The sequence below is a fragment of the Limnothrix sp. HT2024 genome (genome assembly GCF_059138625.1).
The window spans coordinates 4189850-4205450 of sequence record NZ_CM181121.1; the positions used below are offsets into that span (position 1 = coordinate 4189850).

Consider the following 15601-nt stretch of genomic DNA (forward strand, 5'->3'; position numbering starts at 1 on the left):
GCTTGTCGTTGGGAGCCATGGTATCGCGTCTGCTCTCCCACTCAACCCGCAGTCAGCATGGAGTTCAAGAGCCAGACTGCCAATTCTTGACTATCGCAGCTACGCAGACTGCACCCAATTCCTATTAATACTAATTGCGCTAGAACAGAGGAGCGCCGGATCTGGTGTTGTAATCGGACGTAATCTTCACGCCACTTGGATTGGATGAGATCGATCGCCCTATGGCCGAACCTCCCCCGCCATCTTCTTCAGAGTCATCGCCGAATGACTCCTCTAATCCCTTGTTAACTCATCGTGAATTGCCATCCCTTGCTGACAGCATGGCAGCGCAGACCAAGCCCAAACACCTATCCCCGACGCGATCGCCCCCGAAAGCAACAGCCTCTCCCGCTGGCATTGCCGCTCCTCCGCCAGAACAGAAACCAACCGCTCCATGGGTCATGTTTTTGGTGCGCTTTTTAGCAGGGGCATTGTTTGGGCCACTTTTAGCCATTACCTTGGGCATCGTCGGCGGTGCAACAACCGGCAGCAGCTTGCTCACTGTCATGATTGTGTCTGGCAGCATCATCGGTTTGCTATCGGCAGTTGGCGGAAAAAGTTTTTGGATGTTCCTATCACGTTTTTTGCGGGTCATCTTTTTCATGCGTTGATCACCCTTCGCGATCATCAGGCTGTTTCTTTCACAAAAACAACGAACAGGTAGGGGCGTACCACTGTACGCCCTCCGCCAGGGTCGATCGGTTGTTATGGGTGGGCTTGCGAGATCTCGCGTATCGGAGAGCGCATGGCGATCATTGGCTTCAACTTAAGACCGAGAACATCCGGGTAGGGGCGTACGGCCGTACGCCTCTACGGGGGTGACGGGTTTCGAGCAACGTTGACTGGGGTGATTTTGAACAAGCTGACCGTTAAGCAGGCCTGACGGGTGGCGGTGCATGGGAGGTGTGGGGAAAGGATTGTTAATGGCCAAGCGTTCTCCCATGCACCCTACGGCTGGGATGGTTTCTTAGGGGCGATCGCACCAGGGTTGGGCGGTGGTGAGGTGGTGGTGATAGAGCGGCACCCAAAACCGATAGCCGGTTGGGTCGGTGGGGTCGGGGCGGAGGATTTCCTTTTCGAGTAGTTTTTGCAGGGGGCGATCGTCCTCGGGGCGGAGGGGTTGTGCAGTTAGCAACCGTTCCAGCACAGCCCGTTGGGACTCCGTGAGCGAGTTTTGCCAAAATTCCCGCAGGATTGCGCCCCCGGATGCCAAAGCCCGATCGAGGGCGCGATCGACATCATCGACGGTGGCGCGGCGGCGTTGTTCGCGGTTCAGCAGTTGCACCACTTCAAAGCAAAGGCCTTGAGTCCAGTAGGGGTGGCCGGCTGTCCAGTGCCAGATGCGATCGACTGCGGCGGGGTCGTAGATGTCGGGGAAGTCGCGATCGGGTTCGGGTTTGATGATCAGGCCGCGGCTGTCCGGTTCGCTGAGGTAGGAGACTTTGACGGTGCGGGTGTTGATCAGGTAGTCGCTCCAGTAGGGGGCGAGTTCGCTGGGGTCGTGGGAGCCACAAAACAACAGCGTCCAGGCGCGGCGGTTTTGGAAAATGTAGCGAAAAAAGTTGAGGGGGGCGTGGCTGTCGGTGGCTTTGACGAGGGCTTCTAGGCGTTCGTATTCATCCAAGCAAAGCCAGAAGCGGCGATCGGGATAGCGCCGTTCAATGTCGCTGAACCAGTGCTGAAGTTCAGAAAAGGGATCATCCTTCAGGGCTTGGGCGTTGGGTAGGGGGAGCTGGAGGTTGCGGGCTTGGTCGGCGGCTTTGGTGATGTCTTGGGCGAGGTTGCGAGCAAAGCCGGCCAGGCTGGTGGCGGAACCGGCGGAACCCTGCAAATCGACTCGCAGGGGCACGATGCGGCTGTTGAGGCAACGGGGCAAGTAGTTGAGGGCCCAGCTTTTGCCCATCCGTCGGTTGCCCCACAGCAGCAGCATGGGCGGCGAGCTGGCTTGGGCGAGGTTTTCGAGTTCTTGGAACACGTCGCGTCGTCCCCGAAACTGTTGGACGGCGGCGGTGTCAATCAGGCTGGCGTTGGGGCTGTAGGGGTTGGGAATTTCGCCAGTACGTTGGGCGGCTTCGCTGAGGCGGTCTTGCAAATCTTGGATCGCCTGTTGCCATTGGCGCACGGCCCGCAGCAAATCGGGAATCAAGGCGCGATCGGGTAGGGCGGTAATATCTCCCTTGAGATTTTCTAGGGCTTGTTTGGGTAATTCCAGGTTTTCCCGTTGGCGATAAGGACTGGTAGCCGCACCGCTAGCATGAATATCTCTAGCCAGCTCCAGAAAACGCTGCAAAATTGGATTAATGCGATCTTTTTTTCTTACTAATCGAGAGAAGAATTGGGAAAATTGCCATACCATTCGATCAAATGAATCAGACACCCAATCTGGCTCATTGGTTTCATCATCGAAGCTCTGATTGGGAATCCAAGCAATTTCCTGGGCAACAGCCTTGATATCTTGTACATTTCGGCAATCTGCAAGCCGAAGGGCAGCGATACTCATCATGACCTGACGAGCACGTTTTTTTTGATTCGTAAATTCCACTAAATACTCTAGTTCTTGTTTCCCTAGGTGGGGTGATTCTTGATAAAGCCGAATTAGATTTCTATTTAAAAATGGCAAAGGCAAATAAATAATTTCATCCAGGCGATAGGGAAAATAGGGAATGGCTGCTGCCACTGAATTTTCAATCATGAACCGATCCAGAATTAGCGACCAAACCGGCATGAAAATACCCCAATAAATCCGGAAAATTCCTAAAAGCCAACCAATCGTAAAAGCCACGCCGAACGCCACGCCGAACGCCACGCCTCCCGCCACGCCGAACGCCACGCCGAACGCCACGCCTAACGCCACGCCTAACGCCACGCCGTATGCCACGCCTCCCGCCACGCCGAACGCCACGCCGAACGCCACGCCTAACGCCACGCCTAACGCCACGCCGTATGCCACGCCTCCCGCCACGCCGAACGCCACGCCTCCCGCCACGCCTCCCGCCACGCCTCCCGCCACGCCTAACGCCACGCCGAACGCCACGCCTCCCGCCACGCCGAACGCCACGCCGAACGCCACGCCTACTGTCGCGCCTACTGCCACGCCTCTCGCCACGCCTCTCGCCACGCCGAACGCCACGCCGTATGCCACGCCGTATGCCACGCCGAACGCCACGCCGAATGCCATTCGGCTAAGCTCACCAGGTATTAATAGTCCTATTAATAGACTCAATCCTAATCCTAGGGTGAATATGACAGCCGCCATCAAATAGCCATTACGTTTTGACCAGCCTCGACGGGCTAAAATCAATCCAATTAACCAGCCCACTAAAATTGATCCAGTACTGACAGAATATGTATCTGTCAGGAAGTCAAAGTTGCTGAACTGCCCTAGCCCACCAATGATCATGGCGATCATGATCGGCACAATCAATGTCAGCCACCACACCTGATTAGCGTAAGCCTGCAATCGTCGATTATTGGGATCTTTCTTCAGTAGCTCAAACGGATTGGTATCCAGTTTCAATTCAGGATGAATTGCTTTCAGTTCAGCCTGTAGTGAAAAAGGCTTGAAATAGGTGAAATAGAGCAATCGCAAAGCAGAGCGAACCGATCGCCCAAACTGTGCCAAAGACTGAGCCTTTCTCGGTTTATTTCTCATTGCTTGGCTCCAACACCCGATTCGGAAACTCAATCACGCTGTTGACCGCCTCTTTCACCTGTGGAAATGTCCAGGCTCCAACTGCAATTCCTCCAATTGCAATGAAAATGAGTATCCCTTTGGCAACTGCTTCCACTTCGTCCAGCTTTAGCCCCAACCATGTTGCAGATCGCCCCGCTGCTTTGAACGGCCACAACATCCCCACCAAAATTCGTTTCCCGCGCCTCGATTGCAGCTCCGACGGCAACTTCACCGGCCGCGTTTGTTCCAGAAACTTTTGATGGGCCCAATCGATGGTTTTGCCCTCTTGCCGCGCCCGCCACAAATAATGCCCCGCCTTTTGCAATCGCTCCGGCTCGTACCCGGCGGGCTGCTTCACCCATTTCAGCGCCGCCGCCTTTTCCTGATTGTTCAACCCCGCCCCCGCCCAAGGACAACTCAACAGGGTTTCCGCCGCCGCCCGGTTCAGCGGCGACAAACTCACCTTCTGCAAAATCGAAAAAAAGTCCGAGGTAATCTTCTTTTCGCGACTGTAAATCTCCACATCCCGCCGCGAAGCCACCAACAACAAAACTGGATTGTTTTGAGTGCGCGATCGCCACCCATCATAAAAATCCATCCCAAACGCCTCGGGATGATCCATCGCATCTTCAAAATCATCCAAACAAATCAGCCAGCGCCACCCCGCATCCCGCAACAGCGCCAAAACCTGCTCCAGACCTTGGCCATCCTGGGCTTTGTCTTGGTCGATCGCCGCGATCGCCTTGCTCACCCCATCCGCGATCGCCGAGTTAGCCCGCACCACCGACTGCTCCGCCAGCTTTTGCAACAGCCGCCGATGAAACCCGCCCACCGTGCGACATCCGGCATCCTTCAGCGAAACCCCTGTCACCACCCAAGTCCCCAGATGGTTGGCTTGGGCAATATTGACCACCTGGGTCTCAAAATATTTCAGCAGCGACGACTTGCCCAACCGCATCGCCCCATGCAAGTTCACACTGCGCGGCGACTCACAAAACAGATGAGCTTCAATATCGGCGATCGCCTCGTCACGGCCAACTAGCTCGGCGCGATCGCTCAGAACTTCAGAATATTTAAACGGATTGGATGCAGGCGCAGCAGAGGAGGATGGGGACACGATCGCGATTCCCACAAAACTTGTGACAATCTTAGCCTCGTTGCTTCACTGAGGGGCGATCGGGCTAGCACTCGCCCCATCCTAACAACCTCACCAAGGCACTAGCCGATCGTGAGGGGCAAGGGACTTAAGCCCCTTGTCTACAACGATTGGGGCATAGAGTATCAATTCAACTTAACCGACAGGATTAAAATAGTTTCATGCCCGCTAAAGATCTCTATCACCAAACCGTTTGCAACGCCCTCATCCATGATGGTTGGACGATTACGGATGATCCCTTGATTCTCAAAATTGGCGCGCGATCGGTCTTTGTTGATTTGGGTGCAGAACGTCTGATTGCTGCCGAACGAGGTTCTGAGAAGATTGCGATTGAGATTAAAAGCTTTCTCAGTGCTTCTCTTGTCAGTGATCTCGAAAATGCTTGGGGACAGTTCTTTATGTATGCTCGCGTCCTAGAGAAACGCGAACCCGATCGGACTCTGTACTTGGCCATAACCCAAGAAACTTCTAATACAATTTTTCAAGAGCCGATCGGTCAACTTTTGCTAGAAGAGCCAGGGTTTAATTTGGTTGTTTTTGACGTAGAAACGGAGTCAATCGCAGAATGGAAGCATTAGAGGTTAAGACGACACCCAACCTAGATCAATGGCGATCGCTCCTAGAGAAAATTCTCGGTGACTATGCCAAGTTGCCCTATCGCTATGGAAATGTAGTGACCTACTTAGTGGTGAGCCAAGATTGCAATCATTTCCTGCTCATGCAAGAAGGTTGGGAAGAGAATCAGAGAGTGCATGGTTGCCTAGTTCATGCCGAAATTCGGAACCAAAAAATCTGGATTCACTATGATGGCATTGAAGGTGGAATTGCCAATGAGTTAACAGAGTTGGGAGTTCCGAAAGATTATATTGTTTTAGCTTTCCATGCTCCCACCGTTCGACAATATACGGGCTACGCGATCGATTAACTCCAGCAAAATCAAATTTGATCGTGTTGGACTTCACACAGTGAAATTGCCTCGTGTTGAATGCGATCGCGCCATTCCTCACGGATATTTTTGAGAGTGACAACATCAATCGGGCAATTCAACAAGTCCGATAGATCCTGAATGCAGCCAATTCGATCGAGCAAACTGCGATCGGGTTCCATCTCCACCAAAAAATCGATATCACTTTCGGCGGTTGCGTTGCCTCGGGCCACGGAACCAAAAATGCGAATGTGACTAATGCCGTAGTCAGCGGCGATCGCCTGGATTTGCTCCCGGTAATGAATCAGGCGCGATCGCAACAGCAGCGTTGCGGGGGTAACTGAAGGTGTGATCGCTTGCATGAATCGGGTGGGATGTCGTGGCAATGGGTCGATCGTAGCAAAGGTAACGGGGGAGATCGGGGCGGGCCGTGGAATCATAGACAGTAGTGTTTAGCCCCTGCCCGATCGCATGAGTCTGCTGTCTCTGAAGAATGCCCACAAGGATTTTGGAATCAAAGAAATTCTGCGGGATGGAACCTTTAGCATCGAGCCAACGGACAAAATTGGCTTGATTGGCACCAATGGTTCGGGCAAGTCCACGCTGCTGAAGATGCTGGCGGGGCTGGAGCCGATCGACCGGGGCGATCGGCTGGTGAACCCTAACTATCGATTGGTCTATTTGCCCCAAGATCCGTCGCTCGACCCCGATCGCACGGTGCTGGAGCAGGTGTTTGCCGACAGTGGCGAGCAAATGGCGCTGGTGCGGGAATACGAGGATCTATCCCACCGGCTGGGCCACACCACGGGGCCCGAGTTCGATCGGTTGATGGCCCAGTTGGCTAGCCTGGGCGACAAAATGGCGGCGGCGGGCGCTTGGGAACTGGAAACCCAGGCCAAAATTGTGCTTTCCCAGTTAGGAATTGAGGATTTTGAAGCGAAGGTGGGGACACTTTCCGGGGGCTATCGCAAGCGAATTGCATTGGCGGCGGCGCTGTTGGCCCAGCCGGATTTGTTGTTAATGGATGAGCCAACCAACCACTTGGATGCGGATTCGGTGAACTGGTTGCAGGATTATTTACGCCAACAATTTCGCGGGGCGTTGTTGTTGGTGACGCACGATCGCTATTTTCTTGATCGGGTGACCAATCGGATCTTGGAACTCGATCGCGGCGATCTGTTTAGCTATGCGGGCAACTATGGCTATTACCTGGAGAAAAAAGCTGAGGCGGAAACCGCTGAAAATAGCCGCCAGCGCAAGTTTCAAGGGGTGTTGCGGCGGGAATTGGAATGGTTGAAGAAGGGGCCAAAGGCACGCAGCACCAAGCAAAAGGCGCGGATCGATCGGATCCAGGACATGCGCGAAACGGAATTCAAAGCCAACCAAGGTAAGGTTGAAATTGCCACGGCGGGCCGGCGGATTGGCAAGAAGGTAATCGAGCTAGAGAATTTGACTTATCAAGTGGGCGATCGGGTGCTGATTCGCGATTTCACCTACCAATTTCTACCGGACGATCGCGTGGGGATCATCGGTGGTAATGGGGTAGGTAAATCGACCCTGATGAACCTGATCATGGGTAAATTAGAACCGACAGCGGGCCAGGTCGATCGGGGCAGCACGATTCAAATTGGTTACTTCGATCAACACTCGGATGGTTTATCTGATAAGGGCGAAATGCGGGTGTTGAATTATCTGAAGGAAACGGCGGAACTGGTGAAAACCGCCGATGGGCAAATCATCACGGCGGCCCAAATGTTGGAACGGTTCCTGTTTCCACCTGATCAACAATATGCGCCGCTCAACAAACTTTCGGGGGGCGAACGGCGACGATTATTCCTACTGAAGGTGTTGCTGGAAGCGCCAAATGTGTTGATTTTGGACGAGCCGACTAACGATGTGGATGTGCAGACTTTGGCAGTGTTGGAGGAATATTTAGAAGAATTCAACGGCTGTGTGATTGTGGTGTCGCACGATCGCTATTTTCTCGATCGCACGGTGGAGAAAATCTTCGCTTTTGAGCAAGCGGGTCAGATTCGCCAATATCCCGGTAACTATTCGGTTTATTTGGATTTGCGATCGCCTAACTTGCCCAGCGATACCCCCGAGAAAAATGGGCGATCGGCTGAGAAGAAGGCGGAGGCTGCAACCAAAACGGAGCCGGATCAAGGCAACTCATCTAAGGGGCGATCGCGCAAATTGTCCTACAAAGAAAAGCGCGAACTGGAACATCTAGAAACCCATTTACCCCAGTGGGAAGAGGAGAAAGCGGCGCTCGAAAAACGCCTCTATGAAAATCCCCCTAGTGGCTATAGCGAGGTCGAGAAGTTATCGCAAAAGCTGGCGGATCTCAGTCACCAAATTGATCAGGGCACTGAACGTTGGCTTGAATTATCGGAGCTAGCCGAATCCTAGGGTTCAGGGCTTGATGCTGACCACCCTAGACAAGGGGCTTAAGCCCCTTGTTCATGACGACCCTAGACAAGGGGCTTAAGCCCCTTGCCCCCGACGATTCGGCTAATAGCTCTATCGAGATCTTCTATAGTAGTGATTGAAGGTTTGTCGCCGTTTTCCCTCGCTATTTTCTGTGTCACCCACCATGGTTTTTGCACCGTCGCTATCGGCCACTCGCCCCGATTGGGAAGCGATCGCCCGGGAATTTGTGAACGTTCTGGGTGATCGGGCCGTGATTCGTCGCAAGGATGAGCTGCTGACCTATGAATGCGACGGATTAACCAGCTATCGCCATCGGCCGGCGCTGGTGGTGTTGCCGCGTACCACAGAGCAGGTGGCGGCGGCGGTCAAGCTCTGCAATCGGTTTCGTGTGCCCTTTGTGGCGCGGGGAGCGGGCACGGGACTTTCGGGCGGCGCACTCCCGATCGAGGATTCGGTGCTGATTGTCACGGCCCTGATGAAACAAATTCTGAAGGTGGATTTGGACAATCAACGAGTGATCGTGCAACCGGGGGTGATTAACAATTGGGTAACGCAGGCCGTGAGCGGCGCGGGGTTCTATTACGCACCCGATCCATCGAGTCAAATTATTTGTTCGATCGGGGGGAATGTGGCGGAAAATTCCGGCGGGGTTCATTGCCTCAAATATGGCGTAACCACGAACCATGTTTTGGGTCTAAAACTGGTGTTGCCCGATGGGGAAATTGTCGAGGTAGGCAGCACAGTTCCCGAGATGCCTGGTTACGATTTAACGGGAATTTTTGTAGGTTCTGAAGGCACGTTGGGAATTGCTACGGAAGTGACACTCAGAATCCTCAAAACTGCCGATGAAATTGCGGTTTTGCTGGCGGATTTCACCAGCATGGATGCGGCGGCGAATAGCGTAGCTGAAATCATTGCCGCCAAGATTATTCCTGGTGGGATGGAAATTATGGATAACCTCAGCATTAATGCGGTGGAGGACGTGGCCAAAACCAATTGTTATCCCCGAGATGCGGAGGCGATTCTATTAGTTGAGCTGGATGGTTTGGCGGTGGAAGTGGCGGCCAATAGCGATCGCGTCGCTGAAATTTGCCGCGAGAATGGGGCGCGCAATATTACGATCGCCACGGATCCTCAAGAGCGGCTTAAACTCTGGAAAGGTCGTAAGTCTGCCTTTGCCGCTGCTGGCCATGTCAGCCCTGATTACTATGTACAAGATGGCGTGGTGCCGCGCGGCAAATTGGTTTGGATTTTGCAAGAAATTGCCAAACTGAGCGAGGAATATGGCTACAAAGTGGCCAATGTGTTCCATGCGGGGGATGGCAATTTGCATCCCTTGGTTTTGTACGATAAGTCCGTGCCAGGGCAACTAGAAGCGGTAGAGGAAATGGGCGGCGAAATCCTCAAGCGCTGTGTGCAAGCGGGCGGCACAATCTCCGGTGAGCATGGCATCGGCGCGGAAAAACGCTGCTATATGCCCGATATGTTTTCAGCGACAGATCTAGAGACAATGCAGTGGCTGCGATCGGCCTTTGATCCTTTGCGTTTAGCCAATCCTGATAAGGTGTTTCCTACACCCAAAACCTGTGGTGAAGCGGCCAATGCTCAGATTCCAGCACAGCGATTCCCCGAGGATGTCGATCGCTTCTAAATACCCATCCGGCCGGGAATTGGTGAGCAGGGCAGAGATGGAGCGATCGAGTTCTTGATTCAAGATTGCTCGATCGCCCGTCATTCCACCGTTTGCTCATCACTCATTGGCGCGATCGGGACTCATGACTTGGGGCTTCACCTGCAATGACAGGTTTTGTCCGTTGCGATTGATGGCAAAGGTGAGAGGACGGGTTGTGCCCGTGGCTTCCACCATTTGCTGCACTTCGCTGGGATCTTCCACCACCTTGCCATCAATCTGAAACACCGTGTCTCCGGGGCGCAAACCCGCTTCCGCAGCGGGCGATCGGGGCATCACTTGCACAATCAGCACCCCCGCATCCAGCTCGATTTTGGCGTTGCTGTTCGGATCTTCGTTGATCTGCTGCTTCAGTTCGGGCGTGAGCTTCACCATCCGCACCCCCACAAAGGCGTGATCAGCCCGTCCCTTGGTTACCAGTTGCTCAGCAATTTGGCGGGCCCGATTGATCGGAATCGCAAAGCCAATCCCCTGGGCCCCTCGGATAATAGCCGTGTTCATGCCAATCACGGCTCCGCGCTCATCGATCAGCGGGCCGCCGGAGTTACCGGGGTTAATGGCTGCATCGGTTTGGATGAAGTTGACCCGCTTGTCCGGTACGCCAACCTGATTGCTCGATCGCCCGGTGGCACTAATAATGCCGGTGGTGACCGTGTTATCTAGCCCCAGGGGGTTCCCGATCGCGATCGCCCATTGTCCCGGTTGCAACTGGTCAGAGTTGCCCAGGTTGACCGTCGGTAAATCCTTGGCGTTGATTTGCACCACCGCCACATCCGTCAGGGAATCTGCCCCAACCACCTTGCCATCAAACTTGCGCCCATCTTTCAGGGTCACGGTCACCGAAGTGGCTCCCTCCACCACGTGGGCATTGGTGAAAATTTTGCCGTCATTGGTGACCAGGAAGCCCGAACCGGAGCCACGGGTTTCCCGCTCCTGGGGTGCGGGCCCCTCTTCCCCAAAGAAGCGACGGAAAAAGGGATTGCTAAATTCACCGGGAATTTCGTTCCGAACGGTGCGGGCGGAGTCAATGCGCACCACGGCTGGCCCCACGCGATTGACCACGGTGGTGACGAAGTTGCCAGGATTATTGGCGCTGGTGGCGGATCCCAACGGCAGCGACACCGGTACGGAACTGGTGTTAGGCAGGGAAGCCGGTTCACCCCCACTCGCTAAAATTCCCCAGGCATTGGGCGACACCATCCGCACCCCTGCCAAAGCAGCCCCCGCCCCAAAGAGGATCAGGGAAACGTAAAGCAAGGCTTTCGATCCGCCGCCGGAACGATTGGGGGGATTTTGAAATTGCACCCGATCGGGGCGATCGTTGGGAGATGTCATGGCAGCTTTCGGCAGTCGAAATGTCATCGGGCTGTGTCCTTTCCATTCTGGCCTGTTTGACCCCAATCTAGTCAGCTTGTTTGACGGGGTTATGGTACAGACATGACGCGGTGATGACGCTTGCGCGGCAAACGGTTCATGCGAAGCCAGCGAAAAGCCAAGGTTAGGCCATGATAACGAGGGGAAAGGCCGCTGCCCGATCGCCCCTTGAGCACAAGGACGATTTCAGGGCCGGTTACAAACTTGACCGGTGACAAACCGAATTCGTTGCAATCTCGATTCGTTGCGGTCTCGATTCAGGGACAATCGCCGCTTCCCTTTGGGCGATTCCTCTGGTTCATTGATTTTTGGGTCTTGATTCCCGGATCTTGATTCCCGGATCTTTCAATTTGGGTTCTTCTTCTCTGACGCTATGGCTCCTTTGGTATCTCCCCCACAACCTGAACCATCCGCCCATTCCCGATCGCCCCGCTTGAGTCCGTCCAATTCCCCCACCGCCGGTCAACAGCCCGCCAGCGGGCCCGATTGGTGGCTTTTGGCCCGCCAGCGCTCCGTGGTGCAGCGGGCCCTGCGGACTTCGCTGCTGGTGGGCACGATCTTGGTGGGGATTAATCACGGCGATGCCCTGCTGCGGCGCGACTGTCCGCCCGATCGCCTCGCCAAAATTGGGCTAACTTACATGGTTCCCTATCTGGTGGCCACCTTTGCGTCCGTTTCCACCTTGCGGGAATTGGGGCGATCGCCCATGCCCGATCGCGAGGAAAACGGTAACTAGGAGGGCGACAGGCTTAATTCATTGGGTCAAAGCGGCAAAGGCAGTCGTGCTAACAAGGAGCTTAAGCCCCTTGCTGCCTAACGGCTTGGTGGCGACAACAGTCAGTTGACTTGGCCTATCACGTTCAGGCAGCCGCGCTCCTAGGATCCCGCCTGATCCCGCAGCCGTCGCAGTTCCGCCTGGAGCCGTTCCACCTCTTGGCGCATGGCATCCAGATTGGCCCCACCATTGGCCGCATCTGCGCTCACTTCTGCGTCCAAAATTTCAATGCGGCGCGGCTCTTGGCCGGCGGATGGCTCGCGGCTGGGGGTGTTGTCTTGGGATTGTTGAATCAGGGCTTCCACGGCGCGGCGAGCCTCTTCCGTAGACATTTCACCTCTTGCTACCATCTCATCGGCCAGTTGTTGCAGTTTGCTGGGCAAGTCGGTGAAGGTTTCGCTGGCCTTTTCACCGGCATAGCTGGCAAGGCCAACGCCCAGATACAGGGCTTTTTGCACCAAGTTACCGAAGTCAGGCATGTTGCTTGCTCCTGGGGAAACGGGTCGATCGAAACAGATGGGCAAAATCGAGCGGCGGCCGGGGCTAAAGCCCAAGGGCCCAGCGCCGGGGCAAATCCGCCAAGGATTCGCATCCAGCCTAGCGCGGGAGTTCCCCGATCGCGCCGTCCCGAACCGCAAATTTCGGGTGAATTCAGGGCCAATCAACGGCTATGGTGTTGTCGAGATTGGGCCGGCGGCAACGGTTGCATGGATCATCATGGATGGTTGTAGAGCGTTGTTGATCACCATCAATTTCTCGTCAAAGATCGCCAGGGATTACCAAAACGCTTAATCATCAAGATCCTTGGCTGTTGGATGAGCGATTGTCTGCCCCGTTGGCTTGCCCTGTTGGTTTGGGCTGTTTGCTTGGGCGATTGGTCTACACGATTGCTTTTGCTGCTGCTTTTTCGGTTGTTATTTCCTATTATTTTCTGAGGGAATTCCTGTGGTTGCCGTTGCGATTCTTGCGGCCGGTAAAGGCACGCGCATGAAATCTGATTTACCCAAGGTGTTACATGAGTTGGGGGGCAAAAGCGCGATCGCCCGAGTCTTGGAGAGCCTGTCTCAATTATCGGTCGATCGATGCCTGACCATTGTTGGCCATCGAGCAGACTTAGTGCGATCGCACCTGGCCGCCTGGCCGCAAATGGAATTTGTGGAACAACAGGAGCAACGGGGAACCGGCCACGCCGTTCAACAATTACTCGCCCCTTTAGCGGACTATGAAGGTGATTTATTGGTGCTCAATGGGGATGTGCCTCTCTTGCGCCCAGAAACCCTAGCCAACCTTCTGAAAATTCATCAAACTCACCAAAATGCTGCCACTATTCTGACAGCGCAACTGGCAAATCCTCAGGGCTACGGTCGTGTTTTTTGCGATCAACATCTGATTGTTCAAGAAATTATTGAAGACCGAGATTGCAGCCCCGAGCAACGCCAAAACTGCCGAATTAATGCCGGAATTTATTGTTTTCGCTGGTCGGCATTGGCGGCTTTTTTACCCCATCTCAAAAATGACAATAGCCAAGGGGAATATTATTTAACCGATGCGATCGGGGCCTTGAATCCGGTGATGGCTTTGGATGTGGCCGATCCGGAGGAGATTTGGGGATTTAACGATCGGGTGCAACTGGCGGCGGCGGCCCAGGTGTTGCAACGACGCACCAAGGAGCAATGGATGCGATCGGGCGTGACCCTGATTGATCCCAGCAGCATCACGATCGACGATACGGTCACCATCGGCCCCGATGCGATCATTGAACCCCAAACCCATCTGCGCGGCCACAGCTCGATCGGGGCCGGAGCCAGAATCGGCCCCGGCTCACTGATTGAAAACGCCACGATCGGTGACAACGCCCAGGTGCTCTATTCCGTTGTCACCGACAGCGAAATTGGCCCCAACAACCAAGTGGGGCCCTTTGCCCATGTGCGCGGCCATGCCAGCACCGGCCCCGATTGTCGCCTGGGGAACTTTGTGGAACTGAAAAATGCGCAATTGGGCAGCAACACCAAAGCCTCCCATCTGTCCTATTTGGGTGATGCCACCTTGGGCGATCGGGTCAACATCGGCGCAGGAACCGTTACGGCGAACTATGACGGCGTGAACAAACACCGCACCGCGATCGGCGATCGCAGCAAAACCGGTGCAAACACAGTGCTCGTGGCTCCCGTCACCATTGGCCAAGACGTGACGATCGCCGCCGGTTCCACCGTCACCGAAGACGTGAGCGACGATGCCTTGGTGATTGCCCGATCGCGCCAAGTCGTGAAACCCGGTTGGCGCTTGCCCAGTGCCGACTAGGTTTGTGCTTCAAATAACCTCTCCCCATTGGGCGCGATCGAACTGTTGCAGTTCCTAGCGCCCGATGTTTTTTCAGGGTGATTTAAGGAAAATCTTGAAAAAATCTGCCAAATTACCGATTCAGAATGGCTTTTTCTCTAAAAAACACCTGGAGTGTCGCCATTTCGCTAGCAACTTAGCGCAAGCCCCGTTACTGACGGACTTGAGGAAGCTTAGTGACACAATGCACGTCTGATGACGATCTCGATCGCAGGGAGTAAAGATTTGTATCACAGAATACGGTCTGTTGCGATCGCCTTGATCTTCCGCAATGATCACGCTTCCTTACTGGGGTGAATCACCTGGCCAGCGCCCCCAAAGCGTCATATTAGAAACGTAGATTCGACTGCGAATGTCGATGCAGGGGTGAATTATGCAACCGCCCGTTCGACTATTGCCCTTTGCATTGTCCGAGTTATTTGCCCAAGTGACGGCGACCGGTCGCCTCACCCTCGCCGATCGCTACGGCTTGCTCGCAGCGCTCATGGACGACTCGATCACGGAAGAGGAACGAGCCTCTATTGACCGTCTTTTGCGATCGATTCGTCGTGGGCGGGTGGAGATAGTGAACGATTTGTCCACACTGGTGTAGCGGGGTCAGCGGATCCCAGGATTCAGTCCTGAAGGCTGCCTTGATATCCTCAAACTCAGTCACAGCAATCGTTTTGGGTCGGCGGTCAATTCCTTTGGCCGCCATCCACCCAAGGGCAAAGCTCCAACGATCGGGCCGAAGCATCGCAATTCCCTCGCGATCGCGCCAGTCAAATCCACACCGCTTTTGCATCTCAGTGCGGTTTCTAGGCAACCCCTGAGATGCCTAAAGCCCTTAAAGCACACTCAGCACAGCTAAAGCGCCGTTCGACAGAGCCGGCGCTTTTTTCGTGTTTTTTCCTGTTTCTCCTGGCTCAGGATCGAATCCCGATCGGCCAGCGGTGAATTGGGGTGGGCAGGCGGCGATCGTTGCAGCCCCAAAAGGGCGGGGCTGGAACCCCTGTTTTCTGATAGAATTTTCGGCAGCTTTTAATAAAATTCGTGTTGGAGAGGATACCCACAATGGAAGCCGCCTTGCTGTTGGCCAAGTTGCCCGAAGCTTACTCCGCCTTCTCGCCGTTGGTTGACGTTCTGCCGATTATCCCTTTGCTGTTCCTGGCGCTGGCCTTTGTGTGGCAAGCTGCTGTTGGTTTCCGCTAAAGCAC

Annotated in this window: 15 protein-coding genes; 10 read left to right on the forward strand and 5 right to left on the reverse strand. The window is 54.6% G+C overall.

Features of this window, described 5'->3' with window-relative positions:
- Positions 1-440 precede the first annotated feature (440 nt).
- Entirely contained in the window at positions 441-650 is a 210-nt protein-coding gene (locus AC2IAX_RS17230; protein ID WP_494388538.1) for a hypothetical protein, read from the forward strand.
- 356 nt (positions 651-1006) lie between these two features.
- On the opposite strand, the gene AC2IAX_RS17235 is transcribed toward AC2IAX_RS17230, so the two are convergent.
- Both AC2IAX_RS17235 and AC2IAX_RS17240 read right to left on the reverse strand, forming a co-directional pair.
- Positions 1007-3217, reverse strand: coding sequence for an ATP-binding protein (locus tag AC2IAX_RS17235; protein ID WP_494388539.1), 2211 nt, complete (start codon positions 3215-3217; stop codon positions 1007-1009).
- A gap of 463 nt (positions 3218-3680) precedes the next feature.
- Positions 3681-4829 (reverse strand): ATP-binding protein, encoded by a 1149-nt coding sequence (locus AC2IAX_RS17240; RefSeq protein ID WP_494388540.1) that lies wholly within the window; start codon positions 4827-4829, stop codon positions 3681-3683.
- Between the two features lie 200 nt (positions 4830-5029).
- On the opposite strand from AC2IAX_RS17240, the gene AC2IAX_RS17245 reads away from it, so the two are divergent.
- Together AC2IAX_RS17245 and AC2IAX_RS17250 are read left to right on the forward strand one after the other, a co-directional pair.
- Entirely contained in the window at positions 5030-5446 is a 417-nt protein-coding gene (locus tag AC2IAX_RS17245) for an element excision factor XisH family protein (protein ID WP_494388541.1), read from the forward strand.
- A complete protein-coding gene (locus AC2IAX_RS17250) occupies positions 5434-5793 on the forward strand; it encodes a XisI protein (protein WP_494388542.1) in 360 nt (119 codons plus the stop codon). Before AC2IAX_RS17245 ends, AC2IAX_RS17250 begins: the two co-directional genes overlap by 13 nt.
- Positions 5794-5804: 11 nt before the next feature.
- Here the strand turns inward: AC2IAX_RS17250 and AC2IAX_RS17255 are convergent, their stop codons facing one another.
- Complete coding sequence (locus AC2IAX_RS17255; protein ID WP_494388543.1) at positions 5805-6155, reverse strand: nucleotidyltransferase family protein; 351 nt, start codon at positions 6153-6155, stop codon at positions 5805-5807.
- Positions 6156-6264: 109 nt separating this feature from the next.
- Here AC2IAX_RS17255 and AC2IAX_RS17260 point away from each other — a divergent pair, with 109 nt between their 5' ends.
- Positions 6265-8205: an ABC-F family ATP-binding cassette domain-containing protein gene (locus AC2IAX_RS17260; RefSeq protein ID WP_494388544.1), complete on the forward strand. Its 1941-nt coding sequence runs from the start codon at positions 6265-6267 to the stop codon at positions 8203-8205.
- A 184-nt stretch (positions 8206-8389) separates the two neighbouring features.
- Entirely contained in the window at positions 8390-9877 is a 1488-nt protein-coding gene (gene glcD, locus AC2IAX_RS17265) for a glycolate oxidase subunit GlcD (protein ID WP_494388545.1), read from the forward strand.
- 99 nt (positions 9878-9976) lie between these two features.
- Here the strand turns inward: glcD and AC2IAX_RS17270 are convergent, their stop codons facing one another.
- Complete coding sequence (locus AC2IAX_RS17270; RefSeq protein ID WP_494388546.1) at positions 9977-11251, reverse strand: HhoA/HhoB/HtrA family serine endopeptidase; 1275 nt, start codon at positions 11249-11251, stop codon at positions 9977-9979.
- 412 nt (positions 11252-11663) lie between these two features.
- Between AC2IAX_RS17270 and nrtS the strand changes: the two genes are divergently transcribed.
- Positions 11664-12026, forward strand: coding sequence for a nitrate/nitrite transporter NrtS (gene nrtS, locus AC2IAX_RS17275; protein WP_494388547.1), 363 nt, complete (start codon positions 11664-11666; stop codon positions 12024-12026).
- A 140-nt stretch (positions 12027-12166) separates the two neighbouring features.
- Here nrtS and AC2IAX_RS17280 read toward each other — a convergent pair whose 3' ends face one another.
- On the reverse strand, positions 12167-12544 hold the full coding sequence (locus AC2IAX_RS17280; RefSeq protein ID WP_494388548.1) for a phasin family protein: 378 nt from the start codon (positions 12542-12544) through the stop codon (positions 12167-12169).
- Between AC2IAX_RS17280 and AC2IAX_RS17285 the strand changes: the two genes are divergently transcribed.
- From AC2IAX_RS17285 to AC2IAX_RS17300, 4 genes are all read left to right on the forward strand, one after another.
- Positions 12543-12857 (forward strand): hypothetical protein, encoded by a 315-nt coding sequence (locus AC2IAX_RS17285; protein WP_494388549.1) that lies wholly within the window; start codon positions 12543-12545, stop codon positions 12855-12857. The genes AC2IAX_RS17280 and AC2IAX_RS17285 overlap by 2 nt on opposite strands.
- A gap of 153 nt (positions 12858-13010) precedes the next feature.
- The gene (gene glmU, locus AC2IAX_RS17290; protein ID WP_494388550.1) at positions 13011-14366 is read left to right on the forward strand and encodes a bifunctional UDP-N-acetylglucosamine diphosphorylase/glucosamine-1-phosphate N-acetyltransferase GlmU; all 1356 of its coding nucleotides are present in this window, start codon (positions 13011-13013) and stop codon (positions 14364-14366) included.
- A 412-nt stretch (positions 14367-14778) separates the two neighbouring features.
- Positions 14779-14997: a hypothetical protein gene (locus AC2IAX_RS17295; protein WP_494388551.1), complete on the forward strand. Its 219-nt coding sequence runs from the start codon at positions 14779-14781 to the stop codon at positions 14995-14997.
- Positions 14998-15458: 461 nt separating this feature from the next.
- The gene (locus AC2IAX_RS17300; RefSeq protein ID WP_099532854.1) at positions 15459-15596 is read left to right on the forward strand and encodes a photosystem II reaction center protein K; all 138 of its coding nucleotides are present in this window, start codon (positions 15459-15461) and stop codon (positions 15594-15596) included.
- The last annotated feature ends 5 nt before the right edge of the window (positions 15597-15601 follow it).